Consider the following 20,471-nt stretch of genomic DNA (forward strand, 5'->3'; position numbering starts at 1 on the left):
CAGTAGGCGCTCACCCTTCCGGCGCGTGCGGGCTTCCTGGCTCAACTCACGTACTACGCCAAACATTTGACCGTTCCCCCAGCCCTGAGAGTCAAAGATACAAATACTATTGACTTGTTTCACGGGGTGCGTCAACACTGCTGCCACAGATTCCAGGAAGGGGTGCGCGCGGCCCGGTCCCGCCACCCCTGCGCCTCACCGGCGCGCCCGCGATCGCATACTGGAAGACACACGGCCCGGGTACCGGTCCGAGCACCCGCCGACCCCTGGGAGCCCCCGCATGACCAGCGCAGGAGACCCCGCCCCGCCCCCGCCGGGCGGCGTGCTGTGGAGCCTCGCCGGCGACGTCCGAGGCCTGCTGATGCTGCCCGCGGCCCTCACGCTCCAGGTCGCCCACCCGGCGGTCGGCGCGGGCGTCGACGAGCACTCGGTCTTCCGCACGGACCCGTGGGGCCGCGGCGAACGCTCGCTGCGCTCGCTCCAGCTCTGGGTGTACGGGGGCGAGGCCGCCGCCGAGGAGGGGCGCAGGCTCCGCAAGCTCCACCGCACCATCCAGGGCACCGACACCCGTGGGCGCCGCTACCACGCGCTCACGCCCGCGACCTACGCCTGGGTGCACGCCACCGGATTCCCGGTGTACCAGCACGCGGCGCGCTATCTGGTCCGCCCCCTCACCGACGCGCAGGAGCGGGCGCTGTACCGCGAATGGCTCCAGGTGGGGCGGATCCTCGGCATCCACGACCGGGACATGCCGCAGACCGTCGAGGAGTTCTGGCCCTACTACCGGAAGATGCTGGCCGAGGAGGTGGAGGCGACCGTGGTCGTCCGGGAGCTGGTCGCCGCCGACAGCCCAGTACCCCCGCCGGACCTGGGCCCGTCGGCCGTACGTCCGCTGGTCAGGGCGGTGTGGCCGCTCCTGCTTCCCGCGCTCTCCCGGTTCCGCGCCTTCATCACCGTGGGCCTGATGCCGCCGGCTGCCCGTGCGGCGATCGGGCTCGCATGGGCCCCGGCCCAGGAGCGCAGGCTCCGGTGGCTGTGCGCGGTGATCCGGCTGGTGGTGCCGGCGCTCCCCGAGCGGCTGCGCTATCTGCCGCTCGCCCGGTCCGCCCGGGCCGCCTGGCACGCGGAGCGGAAGGGCCGAGGGGCCGCGGGGGCGTGCGAACCGGGTCTCAGGCCGAGGCGCGGCGGATCAGTTCGGTCGGGGTGATCACGGACGCGGGCCACTCGCCCGTGTCGCCGTTCAGCCGTCCCATCAGCAGCCGGACCATCAACCGCCCCATTCCCTCGACGTCCTGACGGACCGTCGTCAGGGGAGGGTCGGTCGTGGTCGCTGATGCTCCACCGGTCGCTGGTGCCCTCCCCCTTCGCGTTCAGGCCCGCTCCTCACGCGTACAGGCCCGCTCCGTCGGCGACGGGTGCTGCGGGACCTGGCGGCGGTCGCCGTGGCGGTCGCGCTCGCCGTGCCCTTCGCTACGGTGCGGGCCGAGGCCGCGCACCTGGTGCCCCGCACCGGATTCGAGATCAGCGAGGGCGCGCGGTGGACCGGGGAGGCCAAGGAGCGGTCCTGCCTCGCCGCCGTCGACCGGGCGAGCGACCGCGTGTCGGTCGAGCGGATCGGTACGACGCGGCAGGGCCGCCCCCTCCGGCTCGGCCACATCGGTGCCCGTACCCCGGCGGCCGTCACGGTCCTGCCTGTCTGCAGCCGGCACGGCGACGAACCGGCGGGCCGCGAGACGTGCCTGTCCGCCGTCCGTGACCTCTCCCGTGCCGAGGACCGGGAGACCCGCAGGCTGCTGTCCCGTACGCGGGTCCTGGTGCTGCCCGCCGCCAACCCCGAGGGCCGGGCCGCGGACACCCGTGGCAACGCCGACGGAGTCGACATCAACCGCGACCACATCGCGCTGCGGACGGCCGAAGCCCGGGCGATCGCCCGGGCCGTCCGTGACCAACGGCCCGACATCGTCCACGACCTGCACGAATACGGTGCCACCCCGCCGTACTACGACAAGGACCTCTTCGTCCTGTGGCCACGCAACCTCAACACCGCGGGCCCGGTGCACGACGCCTCGCGGACCCTCGCCGACCGCTACGCGGGGCCCGCGGCGGCAGCGGCCGGATACAGCGGCGGCCACTACGGGATCTGGACCGGCCCCGCCACGGGCAGCCCGTCAAGCAGACGGCGGGCGACGGCCAGGAGCGGATCCTGCGCAACACCGCGGGCATCAAGCACGCCGTGAGCCTGCTCGTCGAGTCACGGACGAACGCCCTCACGGCCGCCGAGCGGGCCGATCCCGCACTCGACAGGCGCCGCAGGGCCGACTCCCAGCAGGCCGCACTCGACGGGCTGTTCTCCCTCGTCCGGGAGCGGCACGGCGGATCGCCGCCGCCACCGCCGCGGCCCGCATCGCGGGCTTCGCCGACCGAGGACCGGTCCACCTCGGCAGCGCCGACAACGATTCCGCCGAACCGGACGAGACCCTCCCGGACCCACCCTGCGGCTACCGCTCGACACCGAGCAGTACGCGGACGTCGCCGACGAACTGGCCCTGCACGGTGTCACTTCACGTCCCGACGACGGCGGAGCGTACATACCTCTGCGGCAGCCGGCCCGACGGCTGATTCCGCTCCTGTTGGACGAAAGGGCAACATATCGGCTCACAAACGGTCAAGCCGTTACAGCTTGTTGATCCCGCGAGATGCACACCGTGTGTGGTACTGCCTACGGAGAGCGAAATTTCGCACTGCGTGAAAGGTGCCATTTGTGTCACACGACGAGCAGGGAACGGGCGGGCGGGGTGAGTACCTGCCGGTCACGGCCGATCTGCCCGAGGTCCCGCACCACGGCCGGCGCCCCACGACCGACCGGGTCGTCTTCGGCGTCACGGCGGGGCTCACCGTCGCCTTCGTGGTCTGGGGCTCCACGGCCACGGACTCGCTGGAAAGCGTCTCCACCCGGTTGCTCAACGGGCTGATCCACAACGGTGGTTGGGCCTTCATGCTGGCCGCCTCCGGGTTCGTCGTCTTCGCACTCTGGCTCGCGATCAGCCGCTACGGGACGATCTCGCTCGGCCAGGAGGGTGAGGAGCCCGAATTCCGGACGATCTCCTGGGTCGCCATGATGTTCAGCGCCGGCATGGGAATCGGCCTGATGTTCTACGGGGTGAGCGAACCGCTCGCCCACTTCGTCAATCCGCCCCCCGGCACCCGCCCCGTCGACGCCGCCGAGGCGATGCAGACGGCGATGGCGACCACGCTCTTCCACTGGACGCTGCACCCCTGGGCGATCTACGCGGTCGTCGGGCTCGCCATCGCGTACAGCACCTACCGGCGGCGCAGGCGGCAGACGATCAGCGCCGTCTTCGAACCGCTCATCGGCACCCGGCACGCCCACGGGACCGGCGGCCGGATCATCGACATCCTCGCCATCTTCGCCACCCTCTTCGGATCCGCGGCCTCCCTGGGGCTCGGAGCGCTCCAGATCGGCAGCGGGTTCCAGGAGCTCAACTGGATGGAGAAGACCGGCACCGGTCTCCTCGTGGCGATCATCGCCGTCCTGACCGTCGCCTTCGTCGCCTCCGCGGTGTCCGGCGTGGAGAAGGGCATCCAGTGGCTCTCGAACATCAACATGGTGCTCGCGCTGATCCTGGTGATCTTCGTCTTCATCGCCGGGCCCACCATCATCATCCTCGACCTGCTGCCCACCTCGATCGCCGCGTACTTCGGTGACCTCGCCCAGCTCGCCGGGCGCACCGAGGCGACCGGCGAGGGCGAGGTGGCCGACTGGCTGGGCAGCTGGACGGTCTTCTACTGGGCCTGGTGGATCTCCTGGACGCCCTTCGTCGGCATGTTCATCGCCAGGATCAGCCGGGGCCGGACGATCCGGCAGTTCGTGGGCGGCGTGATCCTGGTGCCCAGCACCGTCAGCCTGGTCTGGTTCGCCGTGATGGGTGGCTCCGCGATCGAGCTGCAGGAGGCCGGCCGGCTCAGCGACGTCGGCGACACCCCGGAGGCCCAGCTCTTCGGCGTGCTCCAGGAGTTCCCCGCCGCCACGGTGATGAGCATCCTGGTCATGGTCCTGGTGGGCATCTTCTTCGTCTCGGGCGCGGACGCCGCCTCGATCGTGATGGGCACCCTCTCCCAGAAGGGCGTGCTCGAACCCGCCAAGTGGGTCGTCGTCTTCTGGGGCGTCGTCACGGGCGCCGTCGCGGCGGTCATGCTGCTCATCGGCAACGGCAAGGGCGACGCGCTGGCCGGGCTGCAGAACCTCACCATCCTGGTCGCCGCCCCCTTCACCCTCGTGATGATCGGGATGTGCGTCTCGCTGATGCGGGACCTGCGGCAGGACCCGATGATCGTCCGCAGGGAGTTCGGTGTGGAAGCCGTCGAATCCGCGGTCATCGAAGGCCACGCCAAGTACGACGGGGACTTCGAGATCCGGATCGGTCCGGGCACCGCGGAGATCACCACCGACCGGCGGCACAAGGAAGACCCGTCCGCCTGACCGGGGACCGCGGCCCGGCCCACCGGCCGGGCCGCCATCGTCACCCGGGCACCCGCTGAACGCGAGACGCGGAACACGCGAAGGGGGAGCGGGTCGGTCACCGCGGTCGTCGCCTCCCACCGCGGTCGTCGTCCCACCGAGGTCGTCCACGGGGAACACGCCCGCGCGGGTTCGTTAGGATCGGCACCCTGATGACTGCCACTCTCGTCGCCAAGGAACTCGCCGCCGGGCACGGCGACCGCACGCTCTTCGCCGGACTCGACCTCGTCGTCGCACCCGGCGACGTGATCGGTCTCGTCGGAGCCAACGGCGCAGGTAAATCGTCGCTGCTGCGACTGCTCGCCGGGCTCGACCGGCCCGAGGAGGGCGAGCTGCGGCTCTCCCCGCCCGGTGCCACCGTCGGACACCTCCCGCAGGAGCCCGAGCGTCGCGCGGGCGAGTCCGTACGGGAATTCCTCGCCCGCCGCACCGGTGTCGCCGACGCCCAGACCGCGATGGACACCGCGACCCAGGCGCTCGTCGACGGAGCGCCCGGCGCGGACGACGCGTACTCCGAGACCCTGGAGCGCTGGCTCGCCCTCGGTGGCGCCGACCTCGACGAACGCGCCGAGGAGGTGGCCGCCGAGCTCGGCCTGACCGTCGGCCTCGACCTCCCCATGACCGCGCTCTCCGGCGGCCAGGCGGCCCGCGCCGGACTGGCGTCGCTGCTGCTGTCGCGCTACGACGTGTTCCTGCTCGACGAGCCCACCAACGACCTGGACCTCGACGGCCTGGAGCGCCTCGAACGCTTCGTGTCCGGGCTGCGGGCCGGCACCGTCGTCGTCAGTCACGACCGCGAGTTCCTCATGCGTACGGTCACCAAGGTGCTGGAACTGGACCTCGCCCAGCAGCAGGTCAACCTCTACGGCGGCGGCTACGCCTCCTATCTGGAGGAGCGCGAGCGCGCCCGCTCGCACGCCCGCGAGGAGTTCGAGGAGTACGCGGACAAGCGCTCCGCGCTGGAGGGCCGCGCGCAGATGCAGCGCGGCTGGATGGACAAGGGCGTCAAGAACGCCCGCCGCAAGGCGACCGACAACGACAAGATCGGCCGCAAGTTCCGCAGCGAGGCCAGTGAGAAGCAGGCCGCGAAGGCCAAGCAGACGCAGCGCATGATCGAGCGTCTCGACGTCGTCGAGGAGCCCCGCAAGGAGTGGGATCTGCGGATGGAGATCGCCTCCGCCCCGCGCTCCGGATCCGTCGTCGCCACCCTCCGGGACGCCGCCGTGGCCCGCGGCGACTTCGCCTTCGGCCCGGCCACCCTGCAGATCGACTGGGCCGACCGCGTCGCCATCACCGGTGCCAACGGCGCGGGCAAGTCCACACTGCTCGCCGCACTGCTGGGCCGGCTGCCGCTGGACTCCGGGCACGCCTCGCTCGGCTCGGGCGTCGTCGTCGGTGAGGTCGACCAGGCCCGCAGACTCTTCCACGGCACGGAGAGCCTGCTGGACGCCTTCTGCGCCGCCGTCCCCGACACCGAACCGGCCGAGGTCCGCACCCTGCTCGCCAAGTTCGGTCTGCGCGCCGGTCATGTGCTGCGTCCGGCCACGACACTTTCCCCGGGCGAACGCACCCGCGCCGGCCTCGCACTGCTCCAGGGCAAGGGCGTCAACCTGCTGGTCCTGGATGAGCCGACGAACCACCTGGACCTGCCGGCGATCGAGCAGCTGGAAGCGGCGCTCGACGCGTACACCGGCACCCTGCTGCTGGTCACGCACGACCGGCGGATGCTGGACGCCGTCCACACGACCCGCCGGGTCGAGGTCGTCGACGGCAAGGTCGTCGAGACCGACTGACGCGGGAACCCGCCCTCCCCGAAGTGCGGGAAGGGCGGGTCCGGAGCGCGTGGTGCGGGGAGCGTGGCGCTCGGGGGACGACGTCAGTCGACGTAGCTGATGTCGGACGCGGAGTAGATGCAGTTCGTGCCGTCCGCTCCCGAACCGATCTCGCTCGGCTCGCCGCTGGTCGTTCCCCTGTACTTGGTGCAGATCTTCATGTCACGGTCGCCGTCCTCGTAGATCGTGACACCCGAGATCCGTGCCGTGTCGCCGTAGTTGGTGTTGATACCGACCAGGCTCGTGCCGGGGGCCGTCGCCCAGATGTTCTGCAGCTGGATGTGCCGGGCGTTCTGCGTGGAGCAGTTGCCGCAGGAGCGGACCAGCTTGCCGAAGTCGTCCACCTGGAAGTTCTTCACGACCAGGGTGCCGACGCCGTTGTGCTGGAAGACCTTGTCCTCCGCCAGCTTCGCGCCACCGCCGTCGATCGTACGGACCGTCGAGGAGGAGCCGCCGCGGAAGGTGGCCGCGTCCTCGCCCACGTCCTCCCACCAGACGTTCTTGAGGGTGCAGGTGCCCGCGCAGTGCACACCGTCCGCGGCCGGAGCGCCGAGGATGACGTTCTGCAGGGTGGCGCCGTCAGCCAGCTTGATCATCGGAGGCTGGTCCTCGTCCTGGCCGCCACTGCCCAGGTCACCGGTGCCGTACAGGCGCTTCAGGCCACCGTCGTACGTGCCCGAGACCTCGATGGTCGCGGAAACGGCCTGGCTGCCGTTGGCCGTCGGCCAGGACGGCGGGGAGTCCGGGTCGGTCGGCGGATCGGTCGGGTCGGTCGGCGGGTCGGTCGGATCGGTGGGCGGGTCCGTGGGGGTCGTGCCCGACGCGGTGAACGTCCAGTTCTTGCTGGTCACCGAGTCACAGGAGTTCTGCTGGACCAGGGCGCCCGAGGCCGTCGAACTGTCCTTGACGTTGAGGCACTTGCCGCCGTTGCTGTTGACCACCCGGTAGGTGTTGCCGCTGACCGCCGTCAGCGTCCACACCTGGGTCGCCGTACCGCCGCAGTTCTGCTGCTCGACGGCCTTGCCCGCGCTGGTGGAGGCGTCCTTCACCCCGGCGCACCGGGAGCTGTGCGCGGCGGCCAGGGTGTAGCCGCTGCCGGAGGCGGCGAGCTTCCACGTCTGGTCGGCCGCACCGTCGCAGGCGCTCTGGTCGAGCTGGGTGCCCGCGGCGGAGCTCGCCCCCGGTACTCCCAGACACAGTCCGCTGGCCGCGTTCTTCAGGCTGTACGAGCCTGCGGCGGGTGCGGCTGTCGCCGAGCCGGTCGCGAACAGTGCGGTGAGGCCCGCGGCGATCACCGAGACCGTGGCGACAAGTGAGGCGGCCGCACGGCCGCCACGCCTTCTGACGTGCTGATTCCTGGTACGCACTGGAAATTCCTTTCACCGCCTGCAGTGTCCTCCGCAGGCACCTGTCAGTGGATGGGCGCGATGGTGAAGGGCGTTCCTGATTCCCGAACGAATTCTGATCAATGAACCAGGTTCGCGTATATGAACAGCGGTGACGGTACGTCACCCACTCCGAACGGTCAAGAAGTTGGTACGGACGATCAGTCGGCGCGATGTGCCGGGGTGGTCGTGAAGCCCGGACGACCAGGGTGGCGATGGCCGACCGGGGATGGTTCGGCCGGTGACGGTGTCGTCCACGCGGATGTGCGGTGCGCGGTTCGTGCGGTGTGCCGACTCGTGCCGCTCATTGTGCAAGCGCTTTCTTCGGTGACTGGCATCAGGGTGGCGGCGGGTCCTGGACATGTCAATGCTTCGGGCAACGCCCGTTCCACGTAACGGCCTTGTGCCCCCGAGCCCGGCGCCCCGGGGCCCGGAACGCACGGAGCGGGCGGACAGGAGGAGCTCCCGCCCGCCCGCTCCGTCGCCTCAGCGCTTACGGCCGCCGCGGTCGGAACCCGTCAGTCCTGCGCGCCGCAACGCGTCGGCCATCGCACTGTTGGCCGGTGCGGCGGCCGGACGGGCAGCGGCGCCCTGGCCGCCGTCGCGCCCACGCCCCTGGCCGCCGCCCTGCGGCTGTCGCTGCCCCTGACCGCCGCCCTGACGACCGCCGTCGCCCTGCGCCGCCTGCCGCTGCCCCTGACCGCCCTGCCCCTGACCGCCCTGCCGCTGGCGCGGCGGGCGCTCGCCGTCGCCCTGGCCGTTCCGCTCACGCCGCTGGCCCTGCCCCTGGCCGCCGCCCTGCGCGGCCGAGGCCTCGTCGTCCAGTCGCAGCGTCAGTGAGATCCGCTTGCGCGGGATGTCGACGTCCATGACCTTCACCCTCACGATGTCGCCCGGCTTGACGACGTCCCTCGGGTCCTTGACGAACGTCCGCGACATCGCCGACACGTGCACCAGACCGTCCTGGTGGACGCCGATGTCCACGAACGCGCCGAAGGCCGCGACGTTCGTGACGACACCCTCGAGCACCATGCCTGAGGCCAGGTCGCCGATCTTCTCGACGCCCTCCTTGAACGTGGCCGTCCTGAAGGCCGGGCGCGGGTCACGGCCCGGCTTCTCCAGCTCCTTGAGGATGTCCGAGACCGTCGGCAGTCCGAACTTCTCGTCCACGAAGTCGTCGGCCCGCAGCGACCGCAGGACACCCGTGTTGCCGATGAGCGAGGCGACGTCCCCGCCCGTCGTCTTCGCCATCGTCCGCACCACCGGGTAGGCCTCCGGGTGCACACTCGACGCGTCCAGCGGGTCGTCGCCCCGGATCCGGAGGAAGCCCGCGCACTGCTCGTACGCCTTCGGTCCCAGCCGTGCCACGTCCTTCAGTGCCCGGCGGGACCGGAACGGACCGTTGGTGTCCCGGTGCGCCACGATGTTCTCGGCGAGACCGGAACCGATGCCCGACACCCGGGAGAGCAGCGGTGCCGAGGCGGTGTTGACGTCGACACCGACACCGTTCACACAGTCCTCCACGACCGCGTCCAGCGAACGCGACAGCTTCACCTCGGACAGGTCGTGCTGGTACTGGCCGACGCCGATCGACTTCGGGTCGATCTTCACCAGCTCGGCCAGCGGGTCCTGCAGCCGCCTGGCGATCGACACGGCGCCGCGCAACGACACGTCCATGTCGGGGAGTTCCTGCGAGGCGAAGGCCGACGCCGAGTACACGGACGCGCCCGCCTCCGACACCATCACCTTGGTGAGCTTCAACTCCGGGTGCTTGTCGCACAGTTCACCGGCGAGCTTGTCGGTCTCGCGGGACGCCGTGCCGTTGCCGATCGCGATCAGGTCGACCTGGTGCTCCTTCGCCAGCCGCGCCAGCGTGGCCAGCGACTGGTCCCACTTGTTCGCCGGCACGTGCGGATGGATGACCTCCGTCGCGACGACCTTGCCGGTGGCGTCCACCACGGCGACCTTCACCCCGGTACGGAAGCCGGGGTCGAGCCCCAGCGTCGCGCGGGTGCCGGCCGGTGCGGCGAGCAGCAGATCACGCAGGTTCGACGCGAAGACGCGCACCGCCTCGTCCTCCGCAGCCGTGCGCAGCCGCAGCCGCATGTCGATCCCGAGGTGCACCAGGATCCGCGTCCGCCAGGCCCAGCGCACCGTGTCGCCCAGCCACTTGTCACCCGGCCTGCCACGGTCGGCGACGCCGAACCGGCGGGCGATCATGTTCTCGTACGTGGACGGGCCCGGCTGCTCGACCTGGTCCCGGGGCTCCTCGGGCTCCAGGACCAGGTCGAGCACGTCCTCCTTCTCGCCCCGGAGCATGGCCAGGACCCGGTGCGAGGGCAGCGCGGTGAACGGCTCGGCGAAATCGAAGTAGTCGGCGAACTTCGCGCCCGCCTCCTCCTTGCCGTCGCGCACCTTCGCCACGACCCGCCCGCGCGACCACATGCGTTCACGCAGCTCACCGGTCAGGTCGGCGTCCTCCGAGAAACGCTCGGCCAGGATGGAGCGGGCACCCTCCAGGGCTGCCGCCGGGTCCGCCACACCCTTGTCCGCGTCGACGAACGTGGCCGCGGCGGCTGCCGGGTCCGCCGACGGGTCGCCGAGCAGTCTGTCCGCCAGCGGCTCCAGCCCCGCCTCGCGCGCGATCTGCGCCTTCGTGCGGCGCTTCGGCTTGAACGGCAGATAGATGTCCTCCAGACGCGCCTTGGTGTCGGCCGCCCGGATCTGTGCCTCCAGCGCCGCGTCGAGCTTGCCCTGCTCGCGTACGGACTCGAGGACCGCCGTACGACGGTCCTCCAGCTCCCGCAGATACCGCAGCCGTTCCTCGAGCGTGCGCAGCTGCGCGTCGTCGAGCATCTCGGTCGCTTCCTTGCGGTAGCGCGCGATGAACGGCACGGTCGAGCCGCCGTCGAGCAGCTCGACGGCGGCCTTCACCTGACGCTCGCGTACGCCGAGCTCCTCGGCGATCCTGCCTTCGATGGACGTCGTCACGGTTTTCCCGACTCGCCTTCTCGTACTGGCTGTGCTGGCTGTGTGCCACGGAATGGTCCACATCCGGGGTGGTCCCCTTCGCCTGCATTGTGCCGGGTGGCGGGGTGCCGTGTCGCGTGACCTCGTCGGACGCGGCGCCGAGGACCTCGCTCAGGCGCGCCGGGTCCGGCCGCCGCGCGACGCACCGCCGAAGAGCTTGGCCACCAGGCGGAAGGGGAGCGTCACCACGGTCCCCACGGCGGAGCCGATGGTGCGGAAGACGTCCGCGATCGTGCGCATGATGTTCTCCTTCGTCGGGGACTGTCGTGTCCGTGCGCCTGACCCCGACCGCGGCCGGTAAACATCCGTCCCGGCCGGCCCGGGACTCAGCCCTTTCCGACGAGGCCGCCCGGGAACGCCCCGGCGGCCGCCGCGGCGAACAGGTATCCGCGCGCCAGCTCGGTCAGCCGCTCCACTCCCTCCGCGCCCAGGTGCTCGTACGGCGCGGCGTCCATCCGGTCCGTCGCCCCCTCCAGGTCCGCCCTGAGGGCCGTGCCCGCGTCCGTCAGCTCGCCCGCGTCGTCCAGCAGGCCGCGCGCACGCAGCCGCTCCACCGCCGCGTCCCAGTCGGTACGCCGCCAGCCACGGGTGGCGAGGACCCAGCGGGGCGTCATGCCCTTGCCGGTCGCGGTGTGGCTGACCATGGCCTCGACGGGGTCGAGTCCGGCCGCGAGCAGGGCGGCGAGGTGGGCGTCGCCCCGGTGCTCGCGCAGCAGCGTCGCCGCGTGCCAGAACGCCAGGTGCGGCTCGTCCGGCACCGGCAGATCGGCGTGGGCGGCGTACAGCGGCCGGGCGTGGCGCGTGCAGGCCTCCGCGGCGCGCAGAGCCAGCCCGGCGGCCTCCGCCATCCCGGGGGAGGTGACGGCGCCCTCGCCGAGTACCCGGCGCAGCGTCGAGTCGGCGGCGCGCAGCCGCGCGTCGAGTGCTGCCCGGGGCGGGACGACGGACCACACGGCGGGCAGATGGCGGGCCACCAGCTCGGGGTTGAAGTTGTAGAAGGTGGCCGTGACCGCTCCGGCCCCGACGGCGCCCAGCGCCGCGCCGCGGGCGGCGAAGTAGGCGGCGCTCGGGTCGTCGACGCCGAGCTCGGCGAACTCCTTGCCCAGGTCGGGGGAGAAGTAGACACAGGAGTGCAGGGGGTTGACCGAGTTGTGGCAGCGGCGCCCGGCGCGCGGCGGAAGAGTGCTCATACCAGCACGTTACCGACTGGTCGGTATGTCATGTAACCCCCGGGGCCCAGGTGACATGGACCGCATCCCGCGCATGACCCCAGGATGGCAGGAAAGGTGGGGGACTCGTCATTGCAGCCATCGGGCCGGGCCGCCCAGGATGGCAGGCATGAAGCAGCGATCCGTGCTCGTCGTCCTCTTCGAGGACGTGCTGAGCCTCGACGTGAGCGGCCCGATGGAGGTCTTCGCCGGGGCATCCCGCATCCCGGGGATCTCCTACGAGCTGCGCACCGCCTCCCTGACCGGTGCGCCGGTCCGCTGCTCCAACGGCCTCACCCTGGTCCCCGACGGCGCTCTCGCCGACGCGGACGTGCCCGACATGCTCCTCGTCGCCGGCGGGTCCGGGACCCGCACCCCCGATCCGGCACTCATCGACTGGCTGCGTGAGAACGCCCCACACGCCGGGCAGTTGGTCTCCGTCTGTTCCGGGGCCTGCTGCTCGCCGCGGCCGGGCAGCTCGACGGCCACCGCGTGACCACCCACTGGGCCGTCTGCGAGACGCTCGCCCGTGACCACCCGGCGGTCGAGGTGGACCCCGACCCGATCTTCGTACGCGACGGACGGCTGGCCACCTCCGCGGGCGTCACCGCCGGCATCGACCTCGCCCTCGCCCTGGTCGAGGAGGAACACGGCCGCGACGTGGCACTCACCGTGGCCCGCCACCTCGTCGTCTTCCTGCGGCGCCCCGGGAACCAGGCCCAGTTCAGCGCCCAGCTGACCGCCCAGACCGCCGTCCGCGAGCCGCTGCGGGACGTACAGCACTGGATCACCGAACACCCGGACGCCGATCTGTCCGTCGAGGCCCTCGCTGCCCGTGCCCGGCTCTCACCCCGCCACTTCGCCCGCGCCTTCCGGGCCGAGACCGGCCTGACCCCGGGCCGCTACGTCGAGCGGGTCCGCCTCGAACAGGCCCGCCGCCTCCTGGAGGACACCACCGGCGGCGTCGCCGGAATCTCCCGCGCCAGCGGCTACGGCACCCCGGAGGCGATGCGCCGCGCCTTCGTCAAGGCACTCGGAACGGCGCCGGCCGAATACCGGCGGCGATTCCACCCACAGCCCGTGCGGTCCTGACACCGACCCCGAGGAATCCTGTGCAGATCGCCATCGTGCTCTTCGACCGCTTCACCGCCCTCGACGCCGTGGGCCCCTACGAGACCCTCAGTCGCACCCCCGGCGCCGAGACCGTGTTCGTCGCCGAGCGGACCGGGCCGGTGCGCAACGACAGCGGCAGCCTCTCGCTCGTCGCCGACCGTACGCTCGCCGACGTTCCCGCCCCCGACCTGGTCATCGTGCCCGGCGGTCCCGGGCAGAGCGCCCAGATGGAGAACGACACCCTGCTCGGCTGGCTGCGCACGGCCGACGCCACCAGCACCTGGACGACGTCGGTGTGCACCGGGTCGCCGCTGCTCGCGGCGGCCGGACTGCTCGACGGCCGCCGCGCCACCTCGCACTGGCTGGCCCTCGACGTCCTCAGGACCTACGGGGCGGAGCCGACCGGCGAGCGCGTCGTGTTCGACGGCAAGTACGTCACGGCCGCCGGAGTGTCCTCCGGCATCGACATGGGTCTCACCCTGCTCGGCCGGATCGCCGGGGACGAGCACGCCCAGGCAGTCCAGCTCCTCACCGAGTACGACCCCCCAGCCGCCCTACGACGCCGGGTCCCCCGCGAAGGCCCCGGCCGCCCTGGTCGAGAAGTTCCGGGACGGCCGCCGGTTCATCCTGCGCCAGCGGCGGTCCCCGCCGACTGCGTGGTCCAGGTGAAGCGGGGCGCACGGCGCTCCAGGAAGGCGGCGACCCCCTCCGCGGTGTCGCCGCTTCCGCGTGCCTGCTCCGACCAGTACGCGTCCCGGTCCGCACGGCCGTCGGCGAACTCCTTCGCCGCGGCCTGGGTCAGCTGCGAACGCGACGCCAGGACCCGCGCGAACGACCGCACCCGCGCCTCCAGTCCGCCCGCCGGCAGCACCTCGTCCACCAGACCCGCGCGCAGGGCCCGCTCCGTTCCGATCAGTTCGCCCGAGAAGAGCAGGAACTTCGCCGTGGCCGGGCCGACCAGTGCGACCAGCCGACGGGTCGACGAGGAGGGGTAGACGATCCCGAGCTTGGCCGGGGTGACACCGAACGACGCGCCCTCCTCGGCGAACCGCAGATCGCAGGCCGCCGCGAGCTGACCGCCGCCGCCCACGCAGTACCCGCGCACCGCGGCCAGCGTCGGGCGGGGGAACGCCGCCAGGGCCTCCTCCGCCCGCACGGCGAGCTCCTGCGCCCGGCTGCCCGGCTCCCGGAGCGAGCCGATGTCCGCGCCGGCGCAGAAGGTGTCCCCGGCGCCGGTGAGCACCAGCACCCGGACCGCCGGGTCGGCGGCCAGCCGCTCCAGCAGGCCGGGCAGCGACCGCCACATGTCCGTGGTCATCGCGTTCCGCTTGGCGGGGTTGCTGATGACGACGCGGGCGACGCCGTCCGAGACGGTGTGCTCCAGCCGCGCCTGCTCCCTGGGATCCATGCGCCGGATGCTATCCGTACGCTCCGTACCTATGATCAAGAAGGGGTCGCGAAGCGGGCACGCACCCTGAGGAGCTGTCGATGGCCGGACCCACGACCGAGGGCAAGAAGCTCAACCGCAGTTTCGGCGGGCTCGCACTGCTCGGCGTCCTACTGGTGATCGCGGGGCTCGTCGGCCTCGTCCACACCGCTGTCGCCACCCTCACCTCGATGTTCCTCTTCGGCTGGCTGCTGCTCATCGGAGGCCTCGTCGGCCTGCTCCACGCGATCCAGGCCCGGGGCACCCCGTACTTCTGGCTGGGCGTGGTCGTCGCCGCGCTGAACATCGCGGCCGGGGTCGTCGTCCTGCGCCACCCGGCGGGCACGGCCGAGGCGCTGACCATGTTCGCCGCGCTGCTCTTCCTCGCCGGGGGAGTGTTCCGGCTGGTCGGCAGTGTGGTCGTGCGCGGCCCGCAGTTCGGCTGGACGCTGCTGCAAGGGGCGTTCGGGCTGCTGCTGGGACTGCTGGTGCTCTTCGACTGGCCGCACAGCAGCCTCTACGTGCTCGGCTGCTTCTTCTCGCTGGCCCTGCTCTTCGACGGCCTCGGGCTGATCGCGATCGGGGTCGGCGGCAGACGCATGGTCAGCCTGGTCACCGACCAGATGACGCCCGAAGCGGACGAGAAGTAGTGCCTTTCATCTGACGCCGTCATACCCACTCAGTCAAATTGCTTCCATAACTGACCACTTATGGTCAGTGGCTCGGTACGGACCAGGCTCTTCCCGACACTCATCACTCGACAGTCAGTGAGGTGCGAGTCGAGAGCGGGTGCCGGTCCATGGAGAGCCGCGGGAGTGTTCCGGCCCATCCCGTGTCGTACGAAGGGGTGTGGCGCTTCACCGCCCCCGCCGTCGACGCCTCGGTGCCGCAGGCCCGGCACGCAGTGAGGGACCTGCTCGACCGGCAGGGCGTACCCGTCGACGACGACGTCCTGCACGGCCTGCTGCTGATCGTCTCGGAACTGGTCACCAACGCGGTCAGGCACGCGGCGCTGCTCTCGCCCGAGCTCGCCGTCGAGGTGGCCGTCGGAGCCGAATGGATCAGGGTGTCCGTCGAGGACAACCACCCCTACCGCCCCACCGCCCTGGTCACCGACTACGGGCAGACCGGCGGGCGGGGGCTCCTGTTGGTCCGTGAGGTCACCGCCGAGGCGGGCGGCACCTGCGACGTGGAGCACACGGCGGGAGGCGGCAAGGTCATCTGGGCGGCGCTGCCCCTGAAGACGCAGCTCTGACCGCCCCACGTCCGCCGCGCGACGTCGCGGCCGCCGTCCCGTCGCCGCCCACGTCCGCCGCGCGACGTCACCAGCCCGCGGAGGGACCCGTCAGCTCCCGGATGGCGGGGCGCGCGGCATCCAGCACCGTCATGAACCAGGCGGAGAACGGGGCGGCCGCGTGCCGCTCCGCGAGCTCACCCGCGGTCACGTACGCCGTCTCGCCGACCTCCTCCGCGTCCGGCCGCAGCTGCTCCTGGACCATGCCGACGAACAGGTGGTTGAACTCCTGCTCCACCAGCCCCGACACCGGGTCCGGGTGGTTGTAGCGCACCGTGCCCGCGGCGGCGAGCAGCGAGGGTGAGATCCCGAGCTCCTCGTACGTACGCCGGGCGGCTGCCGCGAAGGGCGCCTCGCCCGGGTACGGATGACCGCAGCAGGTGTTCGACCACACGCCGGGGGAGTGGTACTTGCCGAGCGCGCGGCGCTGCAGCAGCAGCCGTCCTTGCTCATCGAAGAGGAAGACGGAGAAGGCCCGGTGCAGCTGACCGGGAGCCTGGTGGGCGGCGAGCTTCTCCGCGGTGCCGATGGTGGTGCCGCTCTCGTCGACCAGTTCGAGCATGATCGCGTCTGCGGTGCCGTTCGACGAGCTGTGCGCCGCGGTGGCTGGTGTGGTCGGCATACCCATCCTTCGCTTTGGCACCCGGCCTGGTGCGCCGGGCCCTCTGGTCGGACAAGTCTGCCGTACAAAAGCCGCTTGTCCTCACTTCGGGTGCTGGCATGTCCGCCCCGCCGTACCCCGACGGGCACGCCGGGGCGGACGCAGCGTCAGACCCCGAAGGCGGCCGGACAGCGGATCGTGCCCGCCGGTACCGGCACGGACGCGTCCAGGACCAGCGCCATCATCGCCCCGTCGGTAACGTCGAAGCCGGCCCGGATCCCGAACCGCGACGCCGGTACGAAGCCGAACGCCGGGTAGCAGCCGGGATGACCGAGCACCAGGACGAGTGACTCGCCCCGCAGCCGCGCCGCGTCCAGAGCCGCCCGCACGACCGCCCTGCCCGCTCCCCGGTGCTGATGACCGGGGGCGGTCGCCACCGGGGCCAGCGCGAGTACCGGCGCGTCCCCGACCCGGCACCGGGTCAGCAGGGCGTGTGCCGCCACGGAACCGTCCGGTGCCTCGGCCACGTACGACAGACCGGGCAGCCAGGCGTCGACGTCGGTGCGCAACGCGTCGACCAGCGCCGCCTCGGCCCGGGTGCGGAACGCCGCCGAGACGACGCCGTGCACCGCCTCGCGGTCGGCGGGCTCCTCCGGACGGGTGCGCCAGCGAGGATCGAAGGGGCGCAGCACATAACCGGCGTAGCCGTACTCGCCGCCGTACGCGCGCCGCGCGGCCAGCTCCCCACGGGTGGCCGCGAGTGCTGCCTCCATGCCGGGAAGCGACGGGTCGGCCGCAGCCACCCTCCCGGCCAGCGGGACGTAGTACTCGTCCCAGTCGCTCTCGGGCTGCGTCAGCACCCCGAGCACATGGCAGCCCGCCTCGACGGCAGCGGCCGTGGTGGCCCCGGCCGTGCGCAGCGAGGTGTGCTGCTCCTCCTCCCAGAAGGCGCGGGCCCCGGCGGACGGGGATGCGGTGGTCCAGACGCACTCGGTGACCACCATCGAGCCACCCGGGACGAGCAGCCGCTGCCAGTCACGCACCGCGGTGTCGAACCCGATGCAGTACGCCGAGCCCTCGGCCCAGACCAGGTCGAAGGAACCGTCGGCGAAATCGGGGCCGGTGAGGTCCGCCATGTCGGCCCGGACGGTACGGATCCGGTCGCCGAGCCCGCGGGCGTCGGCGGCCTCGCGCAACTCGTCGAGGAACGGCTGGTGCAGATCGACCGCCGTCACCTCGGCACCCGCCTCGGCGGCGAGCAGCAGGGCGGCCCGGCCGGGACCGCAGCCCAGGTCGAGGACGCGCGGGCGGACGGGCTGCGGACCGGCGAGGGCGAGCAGCCGACGCGTGGTGGCGTCAGAACCCGGGCTCTGCCGGGGCAGTCGGTGGTGCAGTGCGAAGAAAGCGTCGTACGTGTGGTCGGTCAACGTGGGAAACCCTTGGGTGAGAGGGCTCCGGCCGACGCGGCGGCGTGGAACAGCCGCGGAGCTAGCCGCGAACCCGGGAGATGAGGAAGGACCGATTGCTGCGCCGGGCAGCCGTCGTCGCGACAGTCATCAACCTCAGCTCCTTCTCTCTCACGGGCTCCGCACTCGAACGTACGCCGGAGACCCTAACACCCGGGCCGGTCCCGCTCAGTGGCAGAGCCTCGCCTCGTGCTCAGCGTGCCCGCTCGGCTCCAGCTGGAAGGTGCAGTGCTCGACGTCGAAGTGATGGCCCAGGCAGCCCTGCAGATCGTGCAGGAGCTTCTCGTGCCCGATCGAGTCCAGCATCTCCTGGTGCACGACCACGTGCGCGGACAGGACAGGCATGCCCGAGGTGATCGTCCAGGCGTGCAGGTCGTGGACGTCCAGCACCCCGGGCAGGGCCGTGATGTGGGCGCGTACCTCTTCCATGTCGACGCCCTTGGGTGCCGACTCCAGCAGCACGTTGAGCGTCTCGCGCAGCAGCTTCACCGTCCGCGGGACGATCATGAGGCCGATCAGCAGCGAGGCGATCGGGTCGGCGGCCTGCCAGCCGGTGGCCATGATGATGCCCGCCGAGACCAGCACCGTGACCGAGCCGAGGGTGTCCGCGACCACCTCCAGATAGGCGCCCCGCACGTTCAGGCTGTCCTTCTGCCCGCGCATCAGCAGGGACAGGGAGACGACGTTGGCGACCAGGCCCACGGCGGCGAACACGATGGCCAGTCCGCCGCGTGTCTCGGCCGGGGTGATGAAGCGGTCCACGGCCTCGAAGACCAGATAGCCGCCGACTCCCAGGAGCAGCAGGCAGTTGGCCAGCGCCGCGAGGATCTCGGCGCGGGCGAAGCCGAAGGTGCGGTTGGGTCCGGCCGGCCGGTTGGCGAAGTGGATCGCGAGCAGGGCCATGCCCAGGCCGAGCGCGTCGGTCGCCATATGGGCCGCGTCCGCGATCAGGGCGAGAGAGTCGGAGAGCAGCCCGCCGACGATCTCCATGACCATGACGCCGAGCGTGATGCCCAGCGCGACCCTGAGGCGGCCCTTGTACGCGGCGGCGGCCGTGCCCGTCGGCGGCGGCCCTCCGTGCGTATGCCCGTGATCGTGGCCAGCCCCCATGGAACGCCTCCGGAACGCGTCGTGCACTCGGGCGCCGACCGCCCGATACGGCCAGTGAACTACGGGCGGGGGGTATCGGGCAACACGGGACTGAACACCGTTGTCATGTGCTCTGACCTGCGGAAACGTTCGCAGGTCAGAGCGTCGGCGCGGCGCCCCGGGTCATTCGGCGCGGGCCTTTGGATGACGCAGGCACCAGCCCTCCCAGGCCGACTCGACCATCTCGCGCACCCCGCGCCGGGCCGTCCAGCCCAGCTCCTCGGTCATCCGGGCGGCCGACGCGACGGCACGGGCCGCGTCACCCGGCCTGCGCGCCTCGACCACGGGCTCCACGGGCCGGCCGGTGACCTCGCCCACCAGGTCGGCGAGCTGCCGCACCGAGACGCCCTCGCCGCGGCCGATGTTCACGGTCAGATCCTCGCCCGGAGCCTGGCCGGCCAGCTTCCCGGCCACGGCGAGGTGCGCGTCCGCCAGATCGGCGACGTGGATGTAGTCACGGACACAGGTGCCGTCCGGTGTCGGGTAGTCGTCGCCGAAGATCCGCGGTGCCTCACCGCGCGTCAGCCGTTCGAAGAACATCGGCACGACGTTGAAGACACCCGTGTCGGACAGCTCGGGCCCGGCGGCGCCCGCCACGTTGAAGTACCGCAGACAGGCGGTGGAGAGCCCGTGCGCCCGCCCCGTCGCCCGCACCATCCACTCACCGACGAGCTTGGTCTCGCCGTAGGGGTTGATGGGCGCGCACGGGGTCTCCTCGGTGATGAGGTCGGTGTCCGGGACGCCGTACACCGCCGCGGACGAGGAGAGCAGGAACCGCCGCACACCGGCCGCGACCACGGCCTCCAGGAGCACGGTGAGGCCGGCCACGTTCTCCCGGTAGTAGAGCAGCGGCTTCTCGACGGACTCGCCGACCTGCTTCTTCGCCGCGAGATGCACCACACCCGTGATCGCGTGCTCGGCCAGCACCCGGTCGAGCAGCCCGCGGTCGTGTGCCGAGCCGCGCACCAGCTCGACTTCCGCGGGCAGCCGCCCGGCGATGCCCGTCGAGATGTCGTCGAGCACGACGACCTTCTCCCCGGCCCCCGTCATGGCCCTCGCCACATGTGCCCCGATGTAACCGGCCCCGCCTGTGATCAACCACGTCATACGCGTCAGCTTAGGCCGACCGGAGTCCGGCCCGGCGCGGCCCTCCCCCGCTCGGCCCGCAGGTCGCGGGCCGAGCGCGGTTTGTGGGGCGAGGCACTGATCGACGATGATGATCGCGAACGGCGCCGCATCATGGCCGATTCGCCCGAACGGAGCACAAACGGCCGGTGAACTCGGCCTTCCGTTCATCCGATAGCCTCAGCCGATGCGCCGCCGGCCCACCTCCGGGCCGCACTGTCGCGCGCCGTTCCCGTCAGCACCAAGGAGTGAGTTCGTCTGTCGACCGCCATCCTCACCGGTGCGCCGGTACCCGGATCGTC

14 protein-coding genes and 5 pseudogenes are annotated in these 20,471 nt (G+C 71.7%); 8 read left to right on the forward strand and 11 right to left on the reverse strand.

The genetic code is table 11. From position 1 onward, the window contains the following. Positions 1-280 precede the first annotated feature (280 nt). Positions 281-1,207, forward strand: a complete 927-nt coding sequence (locus OG524_RS32525; RefSeq protein WP_405812186.1) for an oxygenase MpaB family protein — start codon at positions 281-283, stop codon at positions 1,205-1,207. On the opposite strand, the pseudogene OG524_RS32530 reads toward OG524_RS32525, so the two are convergent. Next, positions 1,170-1,331: pseudogene (locus OG524_RS32530) on the reverse strand (substrate-binding domain-containing protein); the annotation flags it as partial. The gene OG524_RS32525 and the pseudogene OG524_RS32530 overlap by 38 nt on opposite strands. Positions 1,332-1,415: 84 nt before the next feature. Here OG524_RS32530 and OG524_RS32535 point away from each other — a divergent pair. The 3 genes and pseudogenes from OG524_RS32535 to OG524_RS32545 all read left to right on the forward strand — a co-directional run bounded on the left by OG524_RS32535 (position 1,416) and on the right by OG524_RS32545 (position 6,333). Continuing rightward, positions 1,416-2,687: pseudogene (locus OG524_RS32535) on the forward strand (M14 family zinc carboxypeptidase). Positions 2,688-2,761: 74 nt separating this feature from the next. Continuing rightward, the gene (locus OG524_RS32540) at positions 2,762-4,501 is read left to right on the forward strand and encodes a BCCT family transporter (protein WP_405812187.1); all 1,740 of its coding nucleotides are present in this window, start codon (positions 2,762-2,764) and stop codon (positions 4,499-4,501) included. Positions 4,502-4,692: 191 nt separating this feature from the next. After that, positions 4,693-6,333: an ABC-F family ATP-binding cassette domain-containing protein gene (locus OG524_RS32545; protein ID WP_405386892.1), complete on the forward strand. Its 1,641-nt coding sequence runs from the start codon at positions 4,693-4,695 to the stop codon at positions 6,331-6,333. A gap of 83 nt (positions 6,334-6,416) precedes the next feature. Here OG524_RS32545 and OG524_RS32550 read toward each other — a convergent pair whose 3' ends face one another. The 5 genes and pseudogenes from OG524_RS32550 to OG524_RS32570 all read right to left on the reverse strand — a co-directional run bounded on the left by OG524_RS32550 (position 6,417) and on the right by OG524_RS32570 (position 11,977). Then, positions 6,417-7,061: a pectate lyase gene (locus OG524_RS32550; protein ID WP_405393030.1), complete on the reverse strand. Its 645-nt coding sequence runs from the start codon at positions 7,059-7,061 to the stop codon at positions 6,417-6,419. A 135-nt stretch (positions 7,062-7,196) separates the two neighbouring features. Then, positions 7,197-7,739, reverse strand: a pseudogene (locus tag OG524_RS32555) (RICIN domain-containing protein); the annotation flags it as partial. Positions 7,740-8,243: 504 nt separating this feature from the next. Beyond that, positions 8,244-10,748, reverse strand: coding sequence for a Tex family protein (locus tag OG524_RS32560; RefSeq protein ID WP_405812188.1), 2,505 nt, complete (start codon positions 10,746-10,748; stop codon positions 8,244-8,246). A gap of 150 nt (positions 10,749-10,898) precedes the next feature. Beyond that, the gene (locus tag OG524_RS32565) at positions 10,899-11,030 is read right to left on the reverse strand and encodes an LPFR motif small protein (protein WP_405393029.1); all 132 of its coding nucleotides are present in this window, start codon (positions 11,028-11,030) and stop codon (positions 10,899-10,901) included. Between the two features lie 83 nt (positions 11,031-11,113). After that, the gene (locus OG524_RS32570; RefSeq protein WP_405812189.1) at positions 11,114-11,977 is read right to left on the reverse strand and encodes an SCO6745 family protein; all 864 of its coding nucleotides are present in this window, start codon (positions 11,975-11,977) and stop codon (positions 11,114-11,116) included. 148 nt (positions 11,978-12,125) lie between these two features. Here OG524_RS32570 and OG524_RS32575 point away from each other — a divergent pair. Together OG524_RS32575 and OG524_RS32580 are read left to right on the forward strand one after the other, a co-directional pair. Next, positions 12,126-13,087 (forward strand): annotated as a pseudogene (locus OG524_RS32575) (GlxA family transcriptional regulator). A gap of 20 nt (positions 13,088-13,107) precedes the next feature. Continuing rightward, a pseudogene (locus tag OG524_RS32580) lies at positions 13,108-13,777 on the forward strand (DJ-1/PfpI family protein). Here the strand turns inward: OG524_RS32580 and OG524_RS32585 are convergent. Then, entirely contained in the window at positions 13,731-14,516 is a 786-nt protein-coding gene (locus OG524_RS32585; protein WP_405386886.1) for an enoyl-CoA hydratase/isomerase family protein, read from the reverse strand. The pseudogene OG524_RS32580 and the gene OG524_RS32585 sit on opposite strands and share 47 nt — an antisense overlap. Positions 14,517-14,596: 80 nt before the next feature. On the opposite strand from OG524_RS32585, the gene OG524_RS32590 reads away from it, so the two are divergent. Both OG524_RS32590 and OG524_RS32595 read left to right on the forward strand, forming a co-directional pair. Then, on the forward strand, positions 14,597-15,184 hold the full coding sequence (locus tag OG524_RS32590) for an HdeD family acid-resistance protein (protein WP_405386884.1): 588 nt from the start codon (positions 14,597-14,599) through the stop codon (positions 15,182-15,184). A 149-nt stretch (positions 15,185-15,333) separates the two neighbouring features. Further along, entirely contained in the window at positions 15,334-15,789 is a 456-nt protein-coding gene (locus OG524_RS32595; protein ID WP_405386882.1) for an ATP-binding protein, read from the forward strand. Positions 15,790-15,856: 67 nt separating this feature from the next. Here OG524_RS32595 and idi read toward each other — a convergent pair whose 3' ends face one another. The 4 genes from idi to galE all read right to left on the reverse strand — a co-directional run bounded on the left by idi (position 15,857) and on the right by galE (position 20,151). After that, positions 15,857-16,450, reverse strand: a complete 594-nt coding sequence (gene idi / locus OG524_RS32600; protein WP_405812190.1) for an isopentenyl-diphosphate Delta-isomerase — start codon at positions 16,448-16,450, stop codon at positions 15,857-15,859. A 146-nt stretch (positions 16,451-16,596) separates the two neighbouring features. Next, positions 16,597-17,856, reverse strand: a complete 1,260-nt coding sequence (locus OG524_RS32605) for a GNAT family N-acetyltransferase (protein WP_405386879.1) — start codon at positions 17,854-17,856, stop codon at positions 16,597-16,599. Between the two features lie 207 nt (positions 17,857-18,063). After that, complete coding sequence (locus OG524_RS32610; RefSeq protein WP_405386877.1) at positions 18,064-19,005, reverse strand: cation diffusion facilitator family transporter; 942 nt, start codon at positions 19,003-19,005, stop codon at positions 18,064-18,066. Between the two features lie 162 nt (positions 19,006-19,167). Then, positions 19,168-20,151 (reverse strand): UDP-glucose 4-epimerase GalE, encoded by a 984-nt coding sequence (gene galE, locus OG524_RS32615; protein ID WP_405386875.1) that lies wholly within the window; start codon positions 20,149-20,151, stop codon positions 19,168-19,170. Between the last annotated feature and the right edge of the window lie 320 nt (positions 20,152-20,471).

The organism is Streptomyces sp. NBC_01520 (genome assembly GCF_045040375.1).
Classification (GTDB): Bacteria; Actinomycetota; Actinomycetes; order Streptomycetales; family Streptomycetaceae; genus Streptomyces.